The 22379-nt window shown below is 66.0% G+C and carries 19 protein-coding genes; 4 read left to right on the top strand and 15 right to left on the bottom strand.

The window, feature by feature from the left end:
* Positions 1 to 675, bottom strand: a 675-nt coding sequence (locus E3T48_RS13405) for a ScbR family autoregulator-binding transcription factor (RefSeq protein ID WP_134524546.1), incomplete at its 3' end; no start/stop codon positions are given.
* A gap of 170 nt (positions 676 to 845) precedes the next feature.
* Between E3T48_RS13405 and E3T48_RS13400 the strand changes: the two genes are divergently transcribed.
* From E3T48_RS13400 to E3T48_RS16835, 4 genes are all read left to right on the top strand, one after another.
* The gene (locus E3T48_RS13400) at positions 846 to 1067 is read left to right on the top strand and encodes a PLDc N-terminal domain-containing protein (protein WP_166789742.1); all 222 of its coding nucleotides are present in this window, start codon (positions 846 to 848) and stop codon (positions 1065 to 1067) included.
* Positions 1068 to 1118: 51 nt separating this feature from the next.
* Positions 1119 to 1373, top strand: coding sequence for a hypothetical protein (locus tag E3T48_RS13395; RefSeq protein ID WP_134524544.1), 255 nt, complete (start codon positions 1119 to 1121; stop codon positions 1371 to 1373).
* Positions 1374 to 1416: 43 nt separating this feature from the next.
* Complete coding sequence (locus tag E3T48_RS13390) at positions 1417 to 2304, top strand: hypothetical protein (protein ID WP_134524543.1); 888 nt, start codon at positions 1417 to 1419, stop codon at positions 2302 to 2304.
* A 352-nt stretch (positions 2305 to 2656) separates the two neighbouring features.
* Positions 2657 to 3532 carry a hypothetical protein gene (locus tag E3T48_RS16835; protein ID WP_166789741.1) on the top strand — a complete coding sequence of 292 codons (876 nt, stop codon included), beginning with the start codon at positions 2657 to 2659 and terminating at the stop codon, positions 3530 to 3532.
* 260 nt (positions 3533 to 3792) lie between these two features.
* Here the strand turns inward: E3T48_RS16835 and nrdF are convergent, their stop codons facing one another.
* The 14 genes from nrdF to araB form a co-directional block, all read right to left on the bottom strand.
* A complete protein-coding gene (gene nrdF / locus E3T48_RS13380; protein ID WP_134524541.1) occupies positions 3793 to 4767 on the bottom strand; it encodes a class 1b ribonucleoside-diphosphate reductase subunit beta in 975 nt (324 codons plus the stop codon).
* Between the two features lie 201 nt (positions 4768 to 4968).
* Positions 4969 to 7101: a class 1b ribonucleoside-diphosphate reductase subunit alpha gene (gene nrdE / locus E3T48_RS13375; RefSeq protein WP_134524547.1), complete on the bottom strand. Its 2133-nt coding sequence runs from the start codon at positions 7099 to 7101 to the stop codon at positions 4969 to 4971.
* A gap of 5 nt (positions 7102 to 7106) precedes the next feature.
* Positions 7107 to 7511 carry a class Ib ribonucleoside-diphosphate reductase assembly flavoprotein NrdI gene (gene nrdI / locus E3T48_RS13370; RefSeq protein WP_134524540.1) on the bottom strand — a complete coding sequence of 135 codons (405 nt, stop codon included), beginning with the start codon at positions 7509 to 7511 and terminating at the stop codon, positions 7107 to 7109.
* A gap of 76 nt (positions 7512 to 7587) precedes the next feature.
* On the bottom strand, positions 7588 to 7821 hold the full coding sequence (nrdH, locus tag E3T48_RS13365; protein ID WP_134363478.1) for a glutaredoxin-like protein NrdH: 234 nt from the start codon (positions 7819 to 7821) through the stop codon (positions 7588 to 7590).
* Positions 7822 to 8308: 487 nt separating this feature from the next.
* Complete coding sequence (locus E3T48_RS13360) at positions 8309 to 9322, bottom strand: type IV toxin-antitoxin system AbiEi family antitoxin domain-containing protein (protein ID WP_134524539.1); 1014 nt, start codon at positions 9320 to 9322, stop codon at positions 8309 to 8311.
* A 332-nt stretch (positions 9323 to 9654) separates the two neighbouring features.
* A complete protein-coding gene (locus E3T48_RS13355) occupies positions 9655 to 10752 on the bottom strand; it encodes a substrate-binding domain-containing protein (RefSeq protein ID WP_134524538.1) in 1098 nt (365 codons plus the stop codon).
* Between the two features lie 68 nt (positions 10753 to 10820).
* On the bottom strand, positions 10821 to 12149 hold the full coding sequence (gene mmsB, locus E3T48_RS13350; protein ID WP_134524537.1) for a multiple monosaccharide ABC transporter permease: 1329 nt from the start codon (positions 12147 to 12149) through the stop codon (positions 10821 to 10823).
* Entirely contained in the window at positions 12146 to 13696 is a 1551-nt protein-coding gene (gene mmsA / locus E3T48_RS13345; protein WP_134524536.1) for a multiple monosaccharide ABC transporter ATP-binding protein, read from the bottom strand. Before mmsA (E3T48_RS13345) ends, mmsB (E3T48_RS13350) begins: the two co-directional genes overlap by 4 nt.
* 489 nt (positions 13697 to 14185) lie before the next feature.
* Complete coding sequence (mmsB, locus tag E3T48_RS13340) at positions 14186 to 15367, bottom strand: multiple monosaccharide ABC transporter permease (protein WP_134524535.1); 1182 nt, start codon at positions 15365 to 15367, stop codon at positions 14186 to 14188.
* Entirely contained in the window at positions 15364 to 16905 is a 1542-nt protein-coding gene (mmsA, locus tag E3T48_RS13335) for a multiple monosaccharide ABC transporter ATP-binding protein (RefSeq protein ID WP_134524534.1), read from the bottom strand. The genes mmsB (E3T48_RS13340) and mmsA (E3T48_RS13335) overlap by 4 nt, the downstream gene beginning before the upstream one ends.
* Before the next feature lie 77 nt (positions 16906 to 16982).
* Positions 16983 to 18110, bottom strand: a complete 1128-nt coding sequence (chvE, locus tag E3T48_RS13330) for a multiple monosaccharide ABC transporter substrate-binding protein (RefSeq protein ID WP_134524533.1) — start codon at positions 18108 to 18110, stop codon at positions 16983 to 16985.
* Between the two features lie 66 nt (positions 18111 to 18176).
* Entirely contained in the window at positions 18177 to 19694 is a 1518-nt protein-coding gene (araA, locus tag E3T48_RS13325) for an L-arabinose isomerase (protein WP_134524532.1), read from the bottom strand.
* Positions 19694 to 20404, bottom strand: coding sequence for an L-ribulose-5-phosphate 4-epimerase (locus E3T48_RS13320; protein WP_134524531.1), 711 nt, complete (start codon positions 20402 to 20404; stop codon positions 19694 to 19696). The genes araA and E3T48_RS13320 overlap by 1 nt, the downstream gene beginning before the upstream one ends.
* A complete protein-coding gene (araB, locus tag E3T48_RS13315) occupies positions 20401 to 22122 on the bottom strand; it encodes a ribulokinase (RefSeq protein ID WP_241986814.1) in 1722 nt (573 codons plus the stop codon). Before araB ends, E3T48_RS13320 begins: the two co-directional genes overlap by 4 nt.
* Between the last annotated feature and the right edge of the window lie 257 nt (positions 22123 to 22379).

Below are 22379 nucleotides of genomic sequence, written 5' to 3'. Positions count from 1 at the left end.
CCAGGCCAGGGACCGCGACCGAGGCGAGGCCGGGCCGGAGCCGGCGGCCCGCACCCGCGCGGGCAGGCCGAGCAGCCGCTCGCGCCGCTCCGGCGCGACCAGGGCGGGGAGGATCAGTGCCCACATCTCCTCGACGCGCCGGTCGAGGTCTTCGCGCCCGGTGAGCGCCTCGGACACGAGCTGCACCCCGGTGAAGGCCGGGCTGATGAAATGGGCGGCGGCCGCGACATCCGTGCCGCCGGCGACGTCCCCCTCGACGATCGCGCGCCCCAGGAGTTCTTCACAGACCGCCATCCAGTCCCGGTACGGGCCGACAATCGGCGTCGAGAAGACCGATGATTCCATGGTGAGGCGGATGCCGGCGGCCACGACCGGGTCTGCCCGGAGCTGTGCGGCCAGCTCCAGTGACATCGTGACAATGGCCTCCAGCCCGGGAATGGAGCCGTCCAGCATTCGATGGCCGAGCGCGATCGACGCCTCGTGTTGCGCCTGGATCACGGCGAGCGCGATCGCCTCCTTGGAATCGAAGTGGAAATAGAGTGCACCCTTGGTCACTCCCGCCGCCGTAGCCACGTTCGCGAGCGAGGTGCTGCCGTAGCCGTTCCGGCGGAACGCCTCCGCGGCCCCGCGCACGATGGCCGCTCGCGTTCCGATCGCCCGCTGCTGTTTCGGCATGTCACTCCTCGGCTCGACAACGGTATGGTCACAGTCCCCACAGGAAGAATACTAACTGGTATGGTTTTGGGACAAGATGCTTTCGCGGGGGAAGGTTGGTGTGCCGCACATGCGGCACCATCGATACGCGACGGCATCACCGGGGGTATCGAGCGTTAGCGGGGCCGCGCGTGCAATTCAGTGCAGACACGATCGAGTTGGCGGCCGTTGCCCTGGCCGGCCTGGCCGCGGTGGGCGCCGCCGGCCTGATCGGGGCTGCTCTGGTGCAGATCGTGCGCGCGGTGCACCTGAGAGCTGCCGCGCGCACGAAGTGGGTGCTGGCCGTGGTCTGCGCGCCCCTGTTCGGCGCGATCGCGTGGTTCGCCATCGGGAACCGACTGGACACGGAATGAGCCTGGCGTCAGGCCGGAACGCACGGGGCGGGCGCCGGGTCGTCCCGGCTGGTGGGCTCCCGCGAGGGATCCGATTTCTTCCTCACCACCTTCACCGGGGAGGACGGCCCGGACGGGGTCTGCATCGTCGCGTTCCGCGCCGACTCGGGGGAGTCGAGCCTCGGCTGCGGCGCGCTGTCACCGCTGACGATCTCGACCCCGCACGGCGGGGCCGTGCGGTACGTCGAGCCGGGCGACGACGAGGCGATCATCCCGGGCCGCTGGGTTCGTATCAGCGACGAGTTGGTCGTGCGGGACGGTGACTGAGTCCTCCCAGCACACTCCCGCCGGGCCTCGATAGGGTTTCCCCATGACGCATCCGGGTACACCGCGCCGCAAACTCCTCGCCCTGGTGACCGCCATCGCCGTGGTCGTGGTCGGATCCGGCTTCGCGCTCGGCGGCTCGATCCGCCGGATCGAGACGATCGCGGCGCCCGCGGCCTTCGACCCCGGCTCCATCATCAGCGACTACAACTTTTTCAACCCCGACGCGATGACCGAGGCCGGCGTTCAGTCGTTCCTGGAACGCCGCGCCTGCGTCGCCCGGGCGGACGCACCGTGCCTGTGGGAATTCCGCGAGGCCACCACCGCACAGCCCGCCCAGGGCGCCGGCCATTGCGCGGCCTACCGCCCGGCGGCGAGCGAGCGGGCCAGCCGCATCATCGCCAAGGTCGCGAAGGCGTGCACCATCAGCCCGCGGGTGCTGCTGGTGCTCCTGCAGAAGGAGCAGTCCCTGCTCACCCGGCCCAGCGCATCCGGCTACCTGCGCGCGACCGGGTATGGCTGCCCGGACACCGCCGACTGCGACACGGAGTATTTCGGCTTCTTCAATCAGGTCTACCGGGCGGCCTGGCAGTTCCGTCAGTACACCCAGGAGCCGGAGCGCGCCTACAAGGTGGGCGTCGTCAGTGTGGGCTACAACCCGGATCCCTCCTGCGGGGCGACTCCGGTGCGCATTCGCAACCAGGCCACGGCCAACCTCTACAACTACACGCCATACCAGCCGAACGAGGCCGCCCTTGCACAGCCGGGCGACGACGGCGACGGATGCTCGACCCACGGCAACCTGAATTTCTGGCTCTTCTACACAGCCTGGTTCGGGCCCTCGCAGACGGTGGGGTATCCCACGGTCTTCGGGTCCTGCCTGAACCTGGTCGGCGGCCAGCCGTGCCGCGGGCCGGAGTTCTGGCCGCGCTGACCCGGCAGGGCACCCCGCGGCGGGGATCGGGCGGACACGCCATGGCCGCTCTCAGCGCAGAGCGTAATCTCCGTGCGCGCACGCAGGCCGGTCGGGTCCGCGCGGCCCTGCCGCATACCGTCATCCCTGTCGGACGCATCCCCCGGTGAGAGGCTATTCTCGGTGCCCGCCGCCCGCCCCCGGGCGGCCGCGATCCCGACACGCGCCGAGGGGTCGCAAATCCGCCGGCGAGCCGATTTCCCAGCGCGCAGTGACCGCAGGCACAACCCGCCTGCCTAGACTCGCCCGGTGACTACGTGCGGCCTGCTCGGGTTTTTCGCCGAACCGGCCGCCGCAATCGAAAGGAACCACCATGAACGAGAACAAGATCTTCCAGGCGCCTCGCGCGTCCCGCTCGAAGCGCCTCACCGTCGGCGCAGCATCCGTGCTGGCGGCCGCCGCACTTCTCGGTGCCGGCGTGCAGGGTGCAAGCGCTGCCCCGCTCACCGCGACGCCCGAGCACACGGCCGGCGCCGGCGCATCCGCCAGCGCCAGCGCATCAGCCGAGCCCGCCTCGGCCGGCGCTGTCCTCTCCTCGATTCAGAAGGAACTCCGCGGCGACCTCTCGAACGGACAGGATACGAACGTGAAGGCGCAGAAGGTCGCGGCCACGCTCGTCGACCACGCCGAGCTCTTCGCGAGCCTGCCGGCGAACCTGCAGGCCGACCTGACCGCTCTCAAGGACGCGTCAGCGGCCGACCGGGCCGCCGCCGTTCAGACCATCCGGAACACCGCCCTTGACGGCGGCTACGGGGAGCAGATCGCCACGGTCGCCACGGCCGTGCAGAACGACCCGACCCACCCGCTGGCCGCGGCACTTCACGGCGCGCTCGGTGCGGACACCGCGGCGGGCGCGGATGCCACCCCCTCGGTGACGAAGCTGGCCCTCGGCGTCGTCGACAACCCTGCGCTGTTCTCGAAGCTCCCGGCCGACCTCCAGTCCGCCCTGACCGAGCTGAAGAACGCGCCGGCCGCCGAGCAGGATGCCGCCGCCCTGGTGATCCAGAAGGCCGCCCTGAACGGGGACTACGGTCACGACATCCGGAAGGTCGTCAAGCACATCCTGGCCGGCGCCGAGTCGCACTCGAACGCCAAGGCCGGGGCCGACGCCGGTGCCGACACGCACGCTGACACCGAGTCGGGCGGCGCCGACACCGACGCCGGTGCCGACGCCAAGGCCGGGAACTAACCCTCCGGAGACGAACACCACCAACGGCCGGAAGCGTAGTGCGCTTCCGGCCGTTGGTCTATCCGCCCCCGGCCAGGCGCCGGATGTCGGTTCGCGTGCCAGACCACGTCCATTCGCACCAGGTCGTCGCACCGTCCTGTACCACCCGCCCGAGCTCCGTTCGGAAGTCGGGAATCCCCGCGAACATCGCTTCCCAGGAAGGCGCGAGCCGGATGCGCCGGCTGAAGGCTCTCATCGGCCCTCTCAGGCCTTGCCGTCTCTTAGAAGTCCCAGTCGGCGTCCTCAGTATTGACGGCCTTGCCAATCACGTACGAGGAGCCCGAACCGGAGAAGAAGTCGTGGTTCTCGTCCGCATTCGGAGAGAGCGCCGAGAGGATCGCCGGGTTCACATCGGTGACCGTCTTCGGGAACATGGCCTCGTAGCCGAGGTTCATCAGCGCCTTGTTGGCGTTGTAGTGCAGGAACTTCTTGACGTCTTCGGTCAGGCCGACCTCGTCGTAGAGGTCCTGGGTGTACTGCACCTCGTTCTCGTACAGCTCGTAGACAAGGTTGAAGGTGTAGTCCTTCATCTCATCGCGGCGTTCCTGGGTGGCCGCCTCGAGACCCTTCTGGTACTTGTAGCCGATGTAGTAGCCGTGCACAGCTTCATCCCGGATGATCAGGCGGATGAGGTCGGCCGTGTTGGTCAGCTTCGCGCGGCTTGACCAATACATCGGCAGGTAGAAGCCCGAGTAGAAGAGGAACGACTCGAGCAGGGTCGACGCGACCTTGCGCTTGAGCGGGTCGTCGCCCTGGTAGTAGTCCATGACGATCGAGGCCTTCTTCTGAAGGTTCACGTTCTCGGTCGACCAGCGGAACGCCTCGTCGATCTCCTTCGTGGAGCACAGCGTCGAGAAGATCGACGAGTAGCTCTTCGCGTGCACCGACTCCATGAACGCGATGTTCGTGTAGACGGCCTCTTCGTGCGGGGTGATCGCATCCGGAATGAGGGAGACGGCGCCGACGGTGCCCTGGATCGTGTCGAGCAGGGTCAGGCCGGTGAACACGCGCATGGTGAGCTGCTGCTCGACCGGGGTGAGCGTGTTCCAGGACTGCACGTCGTTGGAGAGCGGTATCTTCTCCGGCAGCCAGAAGTTGTTGGTGAGCCGGTTCCAGACCTCGACGTCTTTCTCGTCCTCGATCTTGTTCCAGTTGATCGCATCGACGTGCGAGACGAGCTTGAGCTTGTCAATCATTTCTGTCTTCCTTTGTCGGTGGTCGAGCCTGTCGCTGGTCGAGCCTGTCGCTGGTCGAGCCTGTCGAGACCCGGTGGTCGAGCCTGTCGAGACCCGGTGGTCGAGCCTGCCGAGACCCGGTGGTCGAGCCTGCCGAGACCCGGTGGTCGAGCCTGCCGGCCACCGGTCACCCATTGATCCTACAGCAAACTTACAGCAAACTCACAGCATACACGAGACGCAACCATCCACCTCCGTGCCTTCCAGCGCGAGCTGGCGCAGGCGGATGTAGTAGATCGTCTTGATGCCCTTGCGCCAGGCGTAGATCTGCGCCTTGTTGATGTCGCGGGTGGTGGCGGTGTCCTTGAAGAAAAGCGTGAGCGAGAGACCCTGGTCCACGTGCTGCGTCGCCGCGGCATACGTGTCGATGATCTTCTCTGCGCCGACCTCGTACGCATCCTGGTAGAAGGACAGGTTGTCGTTCGTCATGAACGGCGCGGGGTAGTAGACCCGGCCGAGCTTACCTTCCTTGCGGATCTCGATCTTCGAGGCGATCGGGTGGATCGACGAGGTCGAGTTGTTGATGTAGGAGATCGACCCGGTCGGCGGCACGGCCTGCAGGTTCTGGTTGTAGATGCCGTGCTCCATGACGGATGCCTTGAGCTCTGCCCAGTCCGCCTGAGTCGGCACGCGCACACCCGACGTCTCGAACAGCTCGGCGGCCCGCGCGGTGGCGGGTGCCCAGACCTGGTCGGTGTACTTGTCGAAGAACGCGCCGGACGCGTAGGTGGAGTCCTCGAAGCCCGCGAACGCGTGGCCGCGTTCGACGGCCAGCTTGTTCGAGGCGCGGAGGGCGTGGAACAGCACCGTGTAGAAGTAGATGTTGGTGAAGTCGATGGCCTCCTCGCTGCCGTAGTACACCCGCTCACGGGCGAGGTAGCCGTGCAGGTTCATCTGGCCCAGGCCGATGGCGTGCGAGCGGTCGTTGCCGTCTTCGATCGAGCGCACCGAGGAGATGTGGCTCTGCTCCGAGACCGAGTTGAGGCCGCGAATTGCGGTCTCCACGGTCTGTCCGAAGTCGGGCGAGTCCATCGACAGGGCGATGTTCATCGACCCGAGGTTGCAGGAGATGTCCTTGCCGATCGAGTCGTAGGACAGGTCTTCGTTGTAGGTGGTCGGCGTGTTGACCTGGAGGATCTCCGAGCACAGGTTCGACATGTTGATGCGACCCTTGATCGGGTTCGCCGCGTTGACGGTGTCCTCGAACATGATGTACGGGTAGCCGGACTCGAACTGGATCTCGGCGAGCGTCTGGAAGAAGTCACGCGCCTTCATCTTCGACTTCTTGATCCGCGGGTCGTCGACCATCTCGTGGTACTTCTCGCTGACCGAGATGTCCGCGAACGGCACGCCGTAGACGCGCTCGACGTCGTAGGGCGAGAACAGGTACATGTCCTCGTCCTTCTTGGCGAGCTCGAAGGTGATGTCGGGCACGACGACGCCGAGGGAGAGCGTCTTGATCCGCACCTTCTCGTCGGCGTTCTCCCGCTTGGTGTCGAGGAAGCGCATGATGTCGGGGTGGTGGGCGTGCAGGTACACCGCGCCGGCCCCCTGGCGGGCGCCGAGCTGGTTCGCGTAGCTGAACGAGTCTTCGAGCAGCTTCATCACGGGGATGATGCCGCTGGACTGGTTCTCGATCTGCTTGATCGGCGCGCCGGCCTCACGGATGTTGCTGAGCAGCAGCGCGACGCCGCCGCCGCGCTTCGAGAGCTGCAGCGACGAGTTGATGCCGCGGGAGATCGACTCCATGTTGTCTTCGATGCGGAGAAGGAAGCAGGAGACGAGCTCACCGCGCTGCGCCTTGCCCGAGTTGAGGAAGGTGGGGGTGGCCGGCTGGAAGCGGCCGGCGATGATCTCCTCGACGAGGGCGATCGCGAGCTTCTCGTCGCCCTGGGCGAGGCCGAGGGCGGTCATCACGACGCGGTCTTCGAAGCGCTCGAGGTAACGCTTGCCGTCGAACGTCTTCAGCGTGTAGGAGGTGTAGTACTTGAACGCGCCGAGGAAGGTCTGGAAGCGGAACTTCTTCGAGTAGGCCAGGTCGTTGAGGCTGGTGATGAACTCGAACGAGTACTGGTCGAGCACGGCCTGCTCGTAGTACTCCTTCTCGACCAGGTAGTCGAGGCGCTCACGCAGGCTGTGGAAGAACACCGTGTTCTGGTTGACGTGCTGCAGGAAGAACTCCCGCGCCGCCTCGCGGTCCTTGTCGAACTGGATTTCCCCGTTCGGGCCGTACAGGTTGAGCATGGCGTTGAGGGAGTGGTAGTCCATGGCCAGGCCGGGGGCCGGGTGGGTCATGGTCTTCACGGCTGTTGCTTCCAAAATTCTTCCAATCCGTCGTGAACGATGCGCACATCATCCGGAGTTCCGAGTACTTCAAATCGATACATATGGGGCACCTTGCACTTCGCGGCGATGATGTCGCCGGCGACACAGAAGGCCGTGCCGAAGTTCGTGTTGCCCGCGCCGATGACCCCGCGGATGAGCGACCGGTTGTGCTCGTCGTTCAGGAACCTGATCACCTGTTTGGGCACCGCACCCTTGGTTTCGCCGCCACCATAGGTCGGCACCACCAGGACGTACGGTTCGTCGACGCGCAGCGGTTCGTCCCGCGCGTAGAGCGGGATGCGGGCCGCCGCACGGCCGAGCTTCTCAACGAAACGGTGCGTGTTGCCCGAGGTGCTGGAGAAATAAACGATATCGGTCACTGAACACCCCCTTCGTGTGTGAAAGACCCTTGTGCGGCGCCGGACCGCGCTGGAAGCCGCAGCCTCAGCCCGGTTGTTACGCGAGTCGCTGCGCGAGTTCGTTGATCTTGTCGGGGCGGAAGCCCGACCAGTGGTCCTCGTCGGTGATGACGACGGGAGCCTGCAGGTAGCCCAGGGCCTTGACGGCTTCGAGGGCGTTCTCGTCGACCGAGAGGTCGAGGATCTCATATTCGATGCCCTTGTTGTCCAGGGCGCGGTAGGTCGCCGTGCACTGCACGCAGGAGGGCTTGGTGTAGACCGTGATTGCCATGGGAGGGCCTTTCTCGTCGTTCAGGAATCAGTATTCAAACTCAGTGCTCAAAATCGGTTTTCATGTGAAATCTGAAGTTCAAGGCGTTCTGTGCTGGACTTTTATACTACATGTAGTGATTGGAATTGGGAATGGCCACTACATGCAGTAATTACAATTATGTAGTTATCCACCGACATTCCACCGGTTGTACACAGCCCAGCGGATGCGACAACGCCCATTCTCCGCGGAATCCGCGATAGTTATCCACAGCCCGGCGCCCGTCCGAACTTGCCCCTGTGGAATCAGGATCGGCGTGTCGCGCCGTGTCGCGCCACGCCGCCCCGTGTCGCGTCACGCCGCGTCACGCCGCCCCGCGTCCGCCGGGCCTCGTGGCGCACCTTCGGGAAGCCGGCGCGCCGTGGAACATGGGCCGGCTTCTCAAACGTGCGCCGCGACATCCCCGCCTGGCCCCCGGAGCAGCCCGGCCGGCCGGCGCCATGCCCGCTCAGGCCCGCGGCACCCCGTGCTCGTTCAGGAACCGGTGGAAGAGTGCGGGCGAGAACGCGGTGTCCCAGTCCCAGCGGTCGAAGCTGTCGGAGTGCCTGCGCAGGGCGTCCTCACGGCGTTTCTCCTGCCAGACGACTTCGCCGGGGTCCCGCCCGGCAAGCACCCTGCCGCGGGTGTACTTGTGCTTGCCGTCGAACTCACCGATCTTGCGGATCCGACGCCAGAAGTAGTCCACCCAATAGTCATTCCCGTCGATGTTCAAGAAGGGCGCCTGGAGCTCGGGCACCTCGAACCCGAGCTGGAAGATTCGCACCCGGCTCAGCGATTCCCCGCCGTTCGCCGACAGGCCGTTGCCGAACTCGATCGCCCGGTCGGCCTGCCGGGCGCCGAACCGCGGGTTCACGTTCGCGAGTTCGGCGAACAGGTGGGCTTTCGTCAGGGCAGCCGGCAAAAGGATGCCACTCCGGGCCGCGCTCGCCACGCGTTCCCGGTCGACCCGGAGCGCATGGTCGATCATCACCACTCCCGTCAGGAAGCTCGTGGACGCGGCAACGTCGACGAGGGTTCGGGCGAGCGAGGTCACCAGGACCCCGCCGATCATCCGGACCTGCGCGGCGGGAGCCCCGCGATGGCTCGTCCTATGACGTGCGGTGCTTCCGCCGGAGGCGTCAGGGTCGAGCACATGAACGGTGCGCGGCCACCGCCCGATCACCGGCAACCCGTGCAACGAGGCCGCGGACTGGTGGGAGACCACCATCGGTCGCGCTGCCACCGCAGCGCTCGCCCGCACGAAGAGGCGGTAACGCTCGTCCGGGTCGGCGGAACGCCACGCGTCGCCCGGCACATATATTCCTCTGCGCGGCCGCACCAGTGAGCCGCCCCGCACCAGCGCCTCCACCGCGTGCGAGTTGAGGCCACTCTCCCTCAACGCCGCAGCCGGGATGAGGCCGCCGTGCCGCGCGCTCACCGTATCCAACACGTCGGACCCCACGACACTTCCGATATCGGTCATCCCTCACTGTGGTGGCGGCGCGCTCGTGGAGCACCGTGCGCCGCCGCATCCGTGGACAACTCAGACGGATGCCGCCCTGTGGAGAGCCCGCACCCTTCCGGCGTCGCCCGCTTCCGCCCCTCACGGAGCCGCGTGAAGCCGCTCCTTCTCGCGGCGCACCGTTGGGAAGCGGGCGCACGTTCTCCGACGCGCCCGCTTCCCGAAAGTGCGCCGCGAGCGCCTCGGTCGCACGAACGTGCGTCTGCCGCGGGATGAGGGGCACGGCGCGGGCACACGGAAAGGGCCGGTCCCGAGGGACCGGCCCTTTCTGCCGTGCGCCGTGAGGCTGGCTGCTACTTGGTCAGCGGCGACAGCTTCGGGTCGTTCGCGTAGGCCTCGCCCGCGTTGTCCTTGGTCACGATGACCGGGGGGAGCAGGAAGGCGGGGACGACCTTCTTGCCGTTGTCGTACGACTTGGTGTCGTTGACCTCGGGGGTGTCACCCTTCTGCAGGACCTTGACCATGTCGATGGCCTGGGCCACGAGAACACGGGTGTCCTTGTTGATGGTGGAGTACTGCTCGCCGGCCATGATCGACTTGACGGACTCCGCCTCGGAGTCCTGACCCGTGACAACCGGGATGTCCTTGCCAGCGGCCTTCACCGAGGTGATGACTGCACGAGCAAGGGTGTCGTTCGGTGACAGCACGCCGTCGACGGTCTTGTCGCCGTAGGTGCTGGTCAGCAGCGCGTCCATCCGGCTCTGCGCGTTCTCGGCCTTCCAACCGGCGGTTGCGGTCTGCTTGATGTCGGTCTGTCCGGAGCCGACGACGAGGGTACCGTCGTCGATCTTCGGCTGAAGCACGCTCATCGCGCCGTTGAAGAACACGGCGGAGTTGGCGTCATCCGACGAACCGGAGAACAGCTCGATGTTGTACGGACCGGCCGGCTTCTTCGCGGCGAGGCCGTCAAGAAGAGCCTGTCCCTGAAGCTCACCCACATTGAAGTTGTCGTAGGCCACGTAGTAGTCGAGGTCCGCGGTGTTCAGGATGAGCCGGTCGTACGCGATCACGATCGCGCCGGCGTCATGGGCCGCCTTGACCTGGGTGCCGAGCTGGCCGCCATCCGCTGCACCGATGATGATGACCTTCGCGCCCTTGGTGACCATGGCCGAGATCTGGTCCTGCTGGTCCTTGACCGTGGTCGAGGCGCCGGCATACTGCACATCGCCCTTGAAGCCGGCTTCCTTGAGGCCGTCTTCGAAGAGCCCGCCGGCGAGGACCCAGTTCTCAGAGGTCTTCGAGGGGAGCGCCACGCCGATGAGCGAGTCGGCGGCGAATCCGGCAGCAGCACTGGCATCGCCCCCGCCCGAGGAGTCGGTGCGGGTCGAGCAGCCGGAGAGCGCCATCAGGGCGACTGCGGCGATCGCCGTGGTCGTAAGGAGTTTTCGCATTGTCTATCGCTTTCTGTTGGAGAGGTTGGTGCAGGGAAGGGGTGTAGCGACGCCCGGAATCGGGCGGGTCAGGAGGAGACGTCCGAAGGCCGTGCGGTCTCGGGCGTGCCTGAGGTCGGGACCACGGCCGGCGGCTCCGGCGGAAACTCGCTCGTCTTGCTCTTCCGAGTCAGGAAGCCGATCAGTGACGGCCGCCCCTGACTCTTGTTCCAGACGTCGACGCCCACTGCGATCAGCAGAACGAGGCCCTTGATGATCTGCACCAGGTCGGCGCCGACGCCGAGCAGCTGCAGGCCGTTGTTCAGCACGGCCATCACGAGCCCGCCGACGATGGAACCGGTCACGGTGCCGATTCCGCCGGAGACGGCAGCACCGCCGATGAACACGGCCGCGATCGCGTCGAGCTCCCAGCTCAGGCCGTCCTGGGGTCCGGATGCCACGGAGCGGGCAACGAAGATCATGCCGGCAAGCGAGGCGAGAATCGACATGTTCATCATCACGAGGAAGTTGACCCGGCGGGACTTGACGCCGGAGAGTTCGGCAGCGAGCTTGTTGCCGCCGACCGCGTAGACGTGGCGTCCGAAGATGGTGTTGCGGGTGATGAACGCGTAGAACAACACGAGCACGCCCAGGATGATGCCCGAGACCGGGAAGCTGGTGCCCTCCCGGCCGCCGGCGAACAGCACGGTCGCGTAGATGACCACCGCGACGAGGAGCACCACCTTGAGCACGCTCACCCAGAGCGGCGCCGGGGTCGATCCCATGATCTTCTGCACGCGGCGCGCCCGCCACTCCATCAGGATGACGGCGACGGCGATGACGAGTCCAAGCAGCAGGGTGAGGTTGTTGTAGCCGGTGAACGGGCCGACCTCCGGCAGGTAGCCGGAGCCGATCACGGTGAAGCCGTCGGGCACGGGGACCGTGTTCGCGTTGCCGATGACCTGGTTGCCGCCACGGAAGATGAGCATCCCGGCGAGAGTGACGATGAAGGCCGGCACTCCGATGTAGGCCACCCAGAAGCCCTGCCAGGCCCCGATCAGCACGCCAACGAAGAGTCCGAGGAGGATGGCCAGCGGCCAGGGAAGATTCCAGTCCTGCATGGCGGTCGCCACGACGATGCCCGCGAAGGCGGCGACGGAACCGACCGACAGGTCGATGTGGCCGGCGATGATCACCATCACCATGCCGATCGCGAGGATCAGGATGTAGGAGTACTGGCTGACCAGGTTGATCAGGTTTCCCGAGGAGAGCGTCAGTCCGTTGGTGAGCACCTGGAACAGCACGATGATCGCGATCAGGCTGAACAGGATGCCGAACTGGCGCACGTTGGAACTGCCGCCGCCGAAGATCTTCTTCAGGTCCCTGAGGCCGCCCCGGGGACTCGTGTCTGCGCTCATATGCTCTGAACCTTCTTCCTTGCGGAGGTCATACTCTTCATCAGGGTCTCTGGGTCGGCCGTGTCGGCCGGGATGCAGTCGGTGATCGCGCCTTCGAAGACGGTGTAGATCCGGTCGGCCAGGCCGAGAAGCTCGGGGAGTTCGGAGGAGATCAGGATGACTCCCTTGCCCTGCGCGGCCAACTCCTGGATGATGCCGTAGATCTCATACTTGGCGCCGACGTCGATGCCGCGGGTGGGTTCGTCGAGGATGAGCAGGTCGGGGTCGGTGAACATCCACTTCGCCAGGACGACCTTCTGCTGGTTTCCGCCGGAGAGCTTGTTGACGCCGGCGTCGACGCTGGGCGTCTTGATCCGGAGGCTGGTGCGGTAGCTCTCCGCGATCGCGTACTCTTTCGAGTCGTTGACGACGGGGCCGGCCGAGATCTTCGACAGCTTGGCGGACACGATCGACCGCTTGATGTCGTCGAGCAGGTTGAGGCCGAGCGCCTTGCGGTCCTCGCTCACGTAGGCGAGGCCGTGGTCAATGGCCTCGGCCACATTGCGCAACTCGATTTCCTTGCCGTCCTTGAACACCTTCCCCGAGAGGAAATTGCCGTAGGAGCGCCCGAAGATGCTCATCGCGAGCTCGGTGCGGCCGGCGCCCATCAGCCCCGCAATGCCGACGATCTCGCCCTTGCGCACGGTGAGGCTGGAGTTCTTGACGACCATGCGCTCGGCGACCTGCGGGTGCTGCACGTTCCAGTTGCGCACCTCGAAGAAGACGTCGCCGATGTGGGGGGTGCGGTCGGGGAACCGGCTTTCCAGGCTGCGGCCGACCATCCCGCGGATGATCCGGTCCTCGTTGACGCCGTCGGCGATCACGTCGAGCGTCTCGATCGTCAGGCCGTCTCGGATGATCGTGATCGAGTCCGCGACCTGTTCGATCTCATTGAGCTTGTGGGAGATCATGATCGAGCTGATCCCCTTGCCCTTGAGACCCCGGATGAGGTCGAGCAGGTGCTGGGAATCGGCCTCGTTCAGGGCCGCGGTCGGTTCGTCGAGGATGAGGACCTTGACCGACTTGTTGAGCGCCTTGGCGATCTCCACGAGCTGCTGCTTGCCGACGCCGATGTTCTTGATCAGGGTGTCGGGGTCATCCCGGAGCCCGACCCGGGCGAGCAGCTCGAGGGCCGTCTTCTTGGCCGTGATCCAGTCGATCGCGCCCCATTTGGTGGGCTCGTTGCCGAGGAAGATGTTCTCGGTGATCGACAGCTCGGGGATCAGCGCCAGTTCCTGGTGGATGATCGCGATCCCGGCGGCCTCGCTCGAGCGGATGTCCTTGAAGTGCATCACCTGGCCCTGGTAGACGATGTCGCCCGAGTAGGTCCCGTACGGGTAGACGCCGGAGAGGACTTTCATCAGGGTGGACTTGCCGGCCCCGTTCTCACCGCAGATCGCGTGGATCTCGCCGGCCCTGACCGTGAGCGACACGTTCGACAGCGCCTTGACGCCGGGGAATTCCTTGGTGATCGAACGCATCTCGAGGATGACAGGTTCAGCGGACATCGCAGGCCTTCCCCCCGTTGCCGGCGTGGGCCGACGAAGTCGGGGACAGGTCGGCTGTGGCCCAGTGGAGTGCGGCAACGAGAGTCGTGCGGGCAGCGCCGGGCGGTTGTACTAGTATTCTCACAGCTTGACCTCGATGTCGTGTGACTGACCTTATCCACGGCCAACTTAATGTGACCGATCACATTGTTTATATTCCCGTGCGGCCCAAGCGCTGTCAAGGAAAAGATGGTCACGCTTGGGTAACGNTTAATGTGACCGATCACATTGTTTATATTCCCGTGCGGCCCAAGCGCTGTCAAGGAAAAGATGGTCACGCTTGGGTAACGCCCGGGCAGAGGTGCTCCCGCGGGTGCGGATCGCACCTCGCGCAGTTGATAAAGAGGAATCGTACTCCCCCGCTTCACGCCCGGCTAGCGGATGTGCCCGTCCCGTCGCACCGGGAAGGGCCCGGCGTCTTCGGACGCCGGGCCCTTCCCTGCCGCCCGGTCAGCGACCGCCGGAGCGGCGCTTGTTGTAGACGTCAAACGCCACGGCTGCCAGGAGCACGAGGCCCTTGATCAGCTGCTGGTATTCCGTGCCGACGCCGAGGATCGACATGCCGTTGTTCAGCAGGCCGATGATCAGACCACCGATGATGGCTCCGGTGACGGTGCCGATGCCGCCGGTGACGGCTGCGCCACCGATGAAGACCGCGGCGATGGCGTCGAGCTCGAAACCGTCACCGGCCTTGGGGTTGGCCAGGTTGAGCTGGGCGGTGAAGATGAGCCCGGCGAGGGCGGAGATGACACCCATGTTCACGAACAGCATGAACGTGACGCGCTTGGTCTTGACGCCCGACAGGGCTGCGGCGTTGAGGTTGCCGCCGATCGCGTAGACATGCCGGCCGAAGACGCTGTTGGCCATCACGGCCGCGTAGACGACCGTGAGGAGGCCGAGGACGACGAGGACGATCGGGGTGCCGCGGTAGCTGGCGAGCAGGTAGGTGATGAAGAGGATGATGCCGGCCGTGAAGACGAGTTTGAGGATGAACCAGGCGAAGGGTTCGTCCTCGACGTCGTACTTCTTGCGGGCCAGGCGCGAACGGATGCCCTGGGCCACCAGGAGCGCCGTCGCCAGCAGTCCGATGCCCATCGTGAGCGGCTCGAGCAGGCTGGTTCCGCCGCCCAGGTCAGGCAGGAATCCGCTGCCGAGTGCGCGGAACTCGTCCGGGAACGGGGAGATCTGCTGGTTCTGCAGGGCGATCTGGGTGAGGCCACGGAAGGTGAGCATGCCGGCGAGGGTGACGATGAATGCCGGTATCCCGAAGTAGGCGATCCAGAATCCCTGCCACACCCCGACCACTGCACCGACGCCGAGGCAGAGCACGATCGCGGCCCACCACGGGATGTTCCACTGCGTGATCATCACGCCCGCCATGGCGCCGACGAAGGCGACGACGGAACCGACCGACAGGTCGATGTGGCCGGCGATGATGACCATCACCATCCCGACGGCCAGGATCAGGATGTAGCTGTTCTGGACGATCAGGTTCGAGACGTTGATCGGCTTGAGCGTGATGCCGCTCGTCGCGATCTGGAAGAAGATGGTGATCGCGAGAAGGGCGATGATGAGGCCAACCTGCCGAAGCTGGCTGCCGAGGTAATTAAATGCAGATCTGAACGCGCTCATCGGTTGTCCTTCTCCCTTTCCTGAGTCATGTGTTGCATGAGGTATTCGGCGGTCGCCTGGCCGCGGGGCACGTCAGCCGTGATGCGCCCCTCGAAGATGGTGTAGATCCGGTCGCAGATGCCGATCAGTTCCGGCAGCTCGGAGGAGATGACGATCACGCCCTTGCCGTCGTCGGCGAGTTTGTTGATGATCCCGTAGATCTCGTACTTGGCGCCGACGTCGATGCCGCGGGTCGGCTCGTCGAGGATGAGGACATCCGGGTCCGAGAACATCCACTTCGACAGCACGACCTTCTGCTGGTTGCCGCCGGAGAGCTTGCCGGCCAGCGCCTCGACGCTGGGGGCCTTGATGTTCATGCTCTTGCGGTAGCGCTCGGCGACGACGATCTCCTGGTTGGAGTCCACCCAGCCGCGCTTCGAGATTTTGTGGAGCGACACCAGCGAGATGTTCCGCTTGATGTCTTCGATCAGGTTCAGCCCGTAGCGCTTGCGGTCTTCCGTCGCGTAGGCGAGGCCGTGGTCGATCGCGGCGGCCACCGTGCTGGTGTCGACGAGGGCGCCGTTCTTGTAGACCTTGCCCGAGATGTTGTGGCCGTAGCTGTGGCCGAACACGCTCATCGCGAGTTCGGTGCGGCCCGCGCCCATCAACCCGGCGATGCCGACGATTTCGCCGGCCCTGACGGAGATGTTCGCGTCCTTGACGACCTTGCGCTGGTGGTCCAGCGGGTGGTAGACGTTCCAGTCTTCGACCCGGAGGAGTTCCTCGCCGATGTGCGGCGTGTGATCCGGGTACCGGCTGCCGAGGTCACGGCCGACCATCCCCTTGATGATGCGTTCTTCCGAGATGTCGTCGGTGTGCATGTCGAGGGTTTCGATCAGCTTGCCATCACGGATGATGGTGACCTCGTCTGCGACGGCCTTGATCTCGTTCAGCTTGTGGCTGATCATGATCGAGGTGATGCCCTGGCCCTTGAGGTGCTTCATCAGGTCCAGCAGGTGGGCGGAGTCCTCATCGTTCAGGGCGGCGGTCGGCTCGTCGAGGATCAGGAGCTTCACCTCCTTGGAGAGCGCCTTGGCGATCTCGACGAGCTGCTGCTTGCCGACGCCGATGTCGCGCACCTTGGTGATCGGGTTGTCCTTGAGGCCGACCCGGGCGAGCAGCTTCGCGGCCTCGAGGTTGGTCTTGTTCCAGTCGATCCAGCCGCCCGACTGCTGCTCGTTGCCGAGGAAGATGTTCTCGGCGATGGACAGGAACGGGCTGAGTGCGAGTTCCTGGTGAATGATGACCACGCCGGTGGCTTCGGATTCGTTGATCGACTTGAAGGCGACGGTCTCGTTTTCGAAGACGATCTCACCGTCATAGGTGCCGGCCGGGTACACCCCCGACAGCACCTTCATGAGGGTGGATTTTCCCGCGCCGTTCTCACCGCAAATCGCGTGAATGTGGCCCCGCTGCACCGCGAGGGAGACGTCCTGAAGCGCTTTGACTCCGGGAAAGGTTTTCGTGATGCTGCGCATCTCGAGAATATTTGTGGTCACCGTTACTTCTTCTTCCGGTGTCGGGGGTGAAGGTGGTGGCGGCGTTTCCGCCGCCACCACCCGGTGTGGGAGAAGACCTACTTGAGGTCTGCTTCGGTGTAGTACTTGGTGTCGATCAGGAGTTCCTTGTAGTTGTCCTTCGTGACGACCTTGGGCGGGAACAGGTAGGTCGGGACGATCTTGACCTTGTTGTCGTAGCTCGTGGTGTCGTTGACCTCAGGGGTCCTGCCGTTGAGCAGGTCGTCGGCCATCTTCACGGCTTCGTCGCCCAGCAGGCGAGTGTCCTTGTAGATGGTGGAGTACTGCTGTCCTGCGATGATCGACTTGACCGAGGCCGCTTCCGCGTCCTGGCCGGTGACGATCGGGAGGGCATCGGTGGCGTAGCCGGAGCTGGTCAGAGCCGAGATGATGCCGATCGAGAGACCGTCGTACGGGGACAGAACGCCGTCAACCTTGCTGCCGTCGGAGTACGTGCTGGCAATGAGGTTCTGCATCCGCTTCTGGGCGGTCGCCGGGTCCCAACGCAGGGTTGCGACCTGGGTGAAGCCGACCTGGCCGCTCTTGACGACGACGACGCCCTTGTCAATGTACGGCTGGAGGGTGTCCATCGCGCCATTGAAGAAGAAGGTGGCGTTGTTGTCGTCGGGGCTGCCCGCGAACAGTTCGACGTTGAACGGGCCGGTCTTGCCGGTGTCCTTGCCGTCCTTGTCGAGAACGCCGAGCCCGGTGAGCAGGCTCGTGGCCTGCTGCACGCCGACCTCGTTGTTGTCGAAGGTCGTGTAGTAGTCGACGTTCTTGTTGCCGTTGATCAGGCGGTCGTACGCGATGACCTTGACGCCGGACTTGGCAGCCTGGTCGAGCTGGTCGCTGAGTGCGGTGCCGTCGATGGAGGCGATGATGAGGACCTTGGCGCCCTTGGTCAGCATGTTGCTGATCTGCTGCACCTGGTTCGGGATCTTGTCGTCGCCGTATTCGAGGTCGACCTTGTAGCCGAGCTTCTCGAGCGACGCCTTGACGGCGTCGCCGTCCTTGATCCAGCGCGAGGAGGTCTTGGTCGGCATGGCGACGCCGACGAGGGCGCCCTTGTTGGCTCCGGCCGTGTCGTCCACGGTCGTGGTGCCTCCACGGGTTCCGCCGGAGCAGGCCGCGAGGGAGAGTGCAAGTCCGATGGCAGCGATGCCGGCGAGGACCTTACGTGTCTTCACTGATTTACCTTTCGTGTTTCTGTATCAACTCTGATTGCAGTTGGTGGTGGGTGCTGATGGGTGTGATTACAGGCCCTGTGCCAGTCGGTAGTAGGCCTGGTTCCAGCGCACCTCGCGGGTGAAGTCCCGCAGGGTGGTGGTCTTGTCGATCACGAGAAGCTCGGTGCGGGCTATCTCGGCGAAATCGTGGAACACCTCGATGCCGACGGCGGTCGACATCACGGTGTGGTGCGCGGCGCCGGCGGTGAGCCAGGCCGCGGCGGAGGTGGCGAAGTCGGGCTCGGGGCTCCAGACGGCTCGGCCGACGGGGAGCTTCGGGAGCGCCTCGGTGGGTTCGACCACCTCGACGACGTTCGCGACCAGGCGGAACCGGTCGCGCATGTCGCTCATCGCGACGACCACGGCGGGGCCGGAGTCGGCGTTGAAGACGAGGCGAACGGGGTCTTCGCGGCCGCCGATGCCGAGCGGGTGGATCTCGAGGGTCGGCCGGGCGCTCGAGAGCGCCGGGTTGACCTCGAGCATGTGCGCGCCGAGGATGAGCTCGGCCCCGGGGGTGAGGTCGTAGGTGTAGTCCTCCATCAGGCTCGCGCCGCCGGGGAGACCCGCGCCCATCACGCTGGCGACGCGCACGAGGATGGCCGTCTTCCAGTCGCCCTCCGCGCCGAAGCCGTAGCCCTGTTCCATCAGGCGCTGCACGGCGAGGCCGGGCAGCTGGCGGAGCGCGCCGAGGTCTTCGAAGCTGGTCGTGAAGGCGCTGAAGCCGCCGGCCTCGAGGAAGGACTTGAGGCCGATCTCGATCGCCGCGCCGTAGCGGAGCGAGGCGTGGCGGGGGCCGCCGGCGCGCAGCTCGGGGGCCACGTCGTAGAGCTCCTCGTATTCGGCGACGAGGGCGTCGATCTGGGCATCCGTCGCCGCGTGCACGGCGTCGGCGAGTTCGTTGACCGGCCAGGTGTTGACCTGCACGCCGAAACGCAGCTCGGCTTCGGTCTTGTCGCCCTCGGTGACGGCGACGTAGCGCATATTGTCGCCGAAGCGGGCGAGCTTCATGCTGCGGGCCGCGGCCCAGCCGGCGGCGGCGCGGGTCCAGGTGCCGATCGAGGCGGTCACGGCCGGGTTCGACACGTGGCCGACGACGGTCTTGCGGGAGATCCCGAGGCGGGTCTGGATGTAGCCGAACTCGCGGTCGCCGTGGGCGGCCTGGTTGAGGTTCATGAAGTCGAAGTCGATCTCGCTCCAGGGCAGCTCGACGTTGGCCTGGGTGTGCAGGTGCAGGAGCGGCTTGGTCAGCGCGTCGAGGCCGGAGATCCACATTTTCGCGGGCGAGAAGGTGTGCATCCAGGCGATCAGGCCGATCACGTGGTCGGCGGAGTTCGCATCGAGCGCGGCCCGGCGGATCGACTCGGAGTCCTTGAGGACGGGCTTCCAGACGATCGTCACCGGCACGTCGCCGGCCGCGCCGAGGGCATCGGCGATCGCCTTCGACTGCTCGGCGACCTGGCGCAGCGTTTCCTCACCGTAGAGGTTCTGGCTGCCGGTGAGGAACCAGACCTCGTAGTGGTCGAGTGTCGTGGAGAGAGTGGGCATTACGTGAGTGCTCCTTGCGGTGCTTGTCCGTAGACGTTCTGGTAGCGGGTGAAGAGGGAATCGATCGCGGCCTGCGGGATGGGGATGAGTTCGCCGCCCTGGCGGGCGATGTGCACGGTGCGGGCCACGTCTTCGACCATGACCGCCGCCTTGACGGCGTCGCGGGCATCCGTGCCGATCGTGAACGGACCGTGGTTCTGCATCAGCACGGCGCGCGAGCGGTGCCCGGTGAGGGCATCGACGATGCCGCGGCCGATCGTGTCGTCGCCGATGATCGCGAAGGTTCCGACCGGCACGGGGCCGCCGAACTCGTCGGCCATGGCGGTGATCACGCAGGGGATCGCCTCGCCGCGGGCGGCCCACGCGGTCGCGTAGGTGGAGTGGGTGTGCACGACCCCGCCGACCTCCGGCATGTGGCGGTAGACGTAGGCGTGGGCTGCGGTGTCGCTGGACGGCGACCGGTCTGCGCCTGGCGTGTCGGGGATGACGTTGCCGTCGAGGTCGCAGAGGATCATGTTCTCCGGCGCGAGGTCGGCGTAGTCGACGCCGCTGGGCTTGATCACGAACAGGTCGGCGCCGGGCACGCGCCCGGAGACGTTGCCGCCGGTCCAGACGACCAGCCCGTTGCGGGTGAGTTCGGAGTGCAGCCGGGCGATGTCGTCGCGGAGCCGGGCGACAGCCACCTCGATGCGCGGTCCGAAGGAGCTCATGCGGACACCGCCTCGGTGCCGGCGGCCACCGGGATAAGGGCTTCGCGCCGCAGCGCCTTGAGCCGGTGCATCACGTCGTTGGCGCCGCGGCCGAAGTAGTCGTGCAGCAGCGAGTACTCGGCGAACAGGTAGTCGTAGGCGGTCGCCGACTCGTCGTTCGGGGTGTACACGTTCCGGTTGAGCTTGCCCATCGCCTTCCCGGCGGCGCGCACGTCGGGGTAGGCCCCCGCGGCGACGGCCGCGTGGATCGCCGAGCCGAGCGCGGGGCCCTGGTCGCTCGCGATGGTGGAGATAGGCATCCGCAGGATGTCGCTGTAGGTCTGCATGAGGAAGCTGTTCTTGAGCAGGCCGCCGGCGACGATGAACTCGGTGACCGGCACCCCGCTCGCGTTGAACGTCTCGACGATGGTGCGGGCGCCGAACGCGGTGGCCTCGAGCAGGGCCCGGTAGATCTCCTCGGGGCGGGTGGTGAGGGTCGCGCCGAGCACGAGCCCGGAGAGTTCGTGGTCGACGAGCACGGAGCGGTTGCCGCTGTGCCAGTCGAGCGCGACGAGCCCGTGCCCGCCGACCGGCTGGTCGCGGATGAGTTCGGTGAGGTACTGGTGCACGCTCTGCCCGGCATCCTTCGCCGCCTCGTGGCAGCGCGGCGGAACCTGGTTGGCGACGTACCAGGCGAAGATGTCGCCGACACCGGACTGGCCGGCCTCGTAGCCGTAGAGCCCGGAGACGATGCCGCCGTCGACCACGCCGCACATGCCGGGGACCTCGGCGAGACGGTCGGAGTTCATCACCTGGCAGGTCGAGGTGCCCATGATGGCGACCATCTGACCGGGCTCGACGGCCTGGGCCGCGGGCGCGGTGACGTGGGCGTCGACGTTGCCGACCGCCACGGCGATGCCTTCCGGCAGGCCGGTCCAGGCCGCGGCCTCTGTCGACAGGGTGCCGGCGGATGCCCCGAGCCGGCCGATCTCGTGGGCGACCTTCTCATTCGCGAACTGCCCGAACGCGGGGTTCAAGGCGGAGAGGAAGTCCTCGCTCGGGTAGACGCCGTCCTGCAGGATGCCCTTGTACCCGGCGGTGCAGGCATTGCGCACGTAGCTGCCGGTGAGCTGCCAGACGATCCAGTCCGCGGCCTCCACCCAGTGGTCCATCCGGTTGTACAGTTCGGGGTCTTCCTCGAGCAACTGCAGGCCCTTGGCGAACTCCCACTCGCTGGAGATGAGTCCGCCGTAGCGCGGGAGCCAGCTCTCGCCACGGCTGGCGGCGAGTTCATTGATGCGGTCGGCCTGGCGCTGCGCGGCGTGGTGCTTCCAGAGCTTGACGTAGGCGTGCGGCCGGTCGGCGTACTCGGGCAGTTCGTTCAGCGGCGTGCCGTCGGCGAGGACCGGCACCATGGTGCAGGCCGTGAAGTCGGTGCCGACGCCGATCACGAGTGCGGGGTCGATGCCGGCGTTCCTGAGCGCGGCGGGGACGGCGCTCTTGAGCACGGCGACGTAGTCCTGCGGAACCTGCAGCGCCCACTCGGGCGGGAGGACCGCCCCGGTGGCGGCGAGGACGGTGTCCATCACGGCGTGCGGGTAGTCGAGCACGGCCGATCCGAGTTCGACTCCATCGGAGACGCGCACGACGACTGCGCGACCGGACAGGGTCCCGTAGTCGATTCCGATGACGTAGCTCTCGTCGCCGGCCTGTGTCGGCGACTGCTCGGTCGTGCTCACGAAATCGACTCCCTCGTCCGGCTGATGATGCGCCTGCCCGGGTGACTCTCGGGCCGGATGTGATGCTCGAATGTGAACGGTCACATTCAATGGTTTCATGTTAGCCCCACTAACGACTCCGATGTCAAGTCCGATTCGCGTCGATTTGAGAGCTGTTCCCCCGTCCGGGGCCCGGCGGATTCTCGGGGCGCCGGGGCGGCATCCGTTCGCCCCGGCGCGGCTGTCGGCGCCAGGGCGCGCCGGTTTCGGCAGGCCGC

This window comes from Cryobacterium fucosi (assembly GCF_004403515.1).
Classification (GTDB): Bacteria; Actinomycetota; Actinomycetes; order Actinomycetales; family Microbacteriaceae; genus Cryobacterium; species Cryobacterium fucosi.
This window is presented reverse-complemented; position numbering and strand designations above follow the sequence as displayed.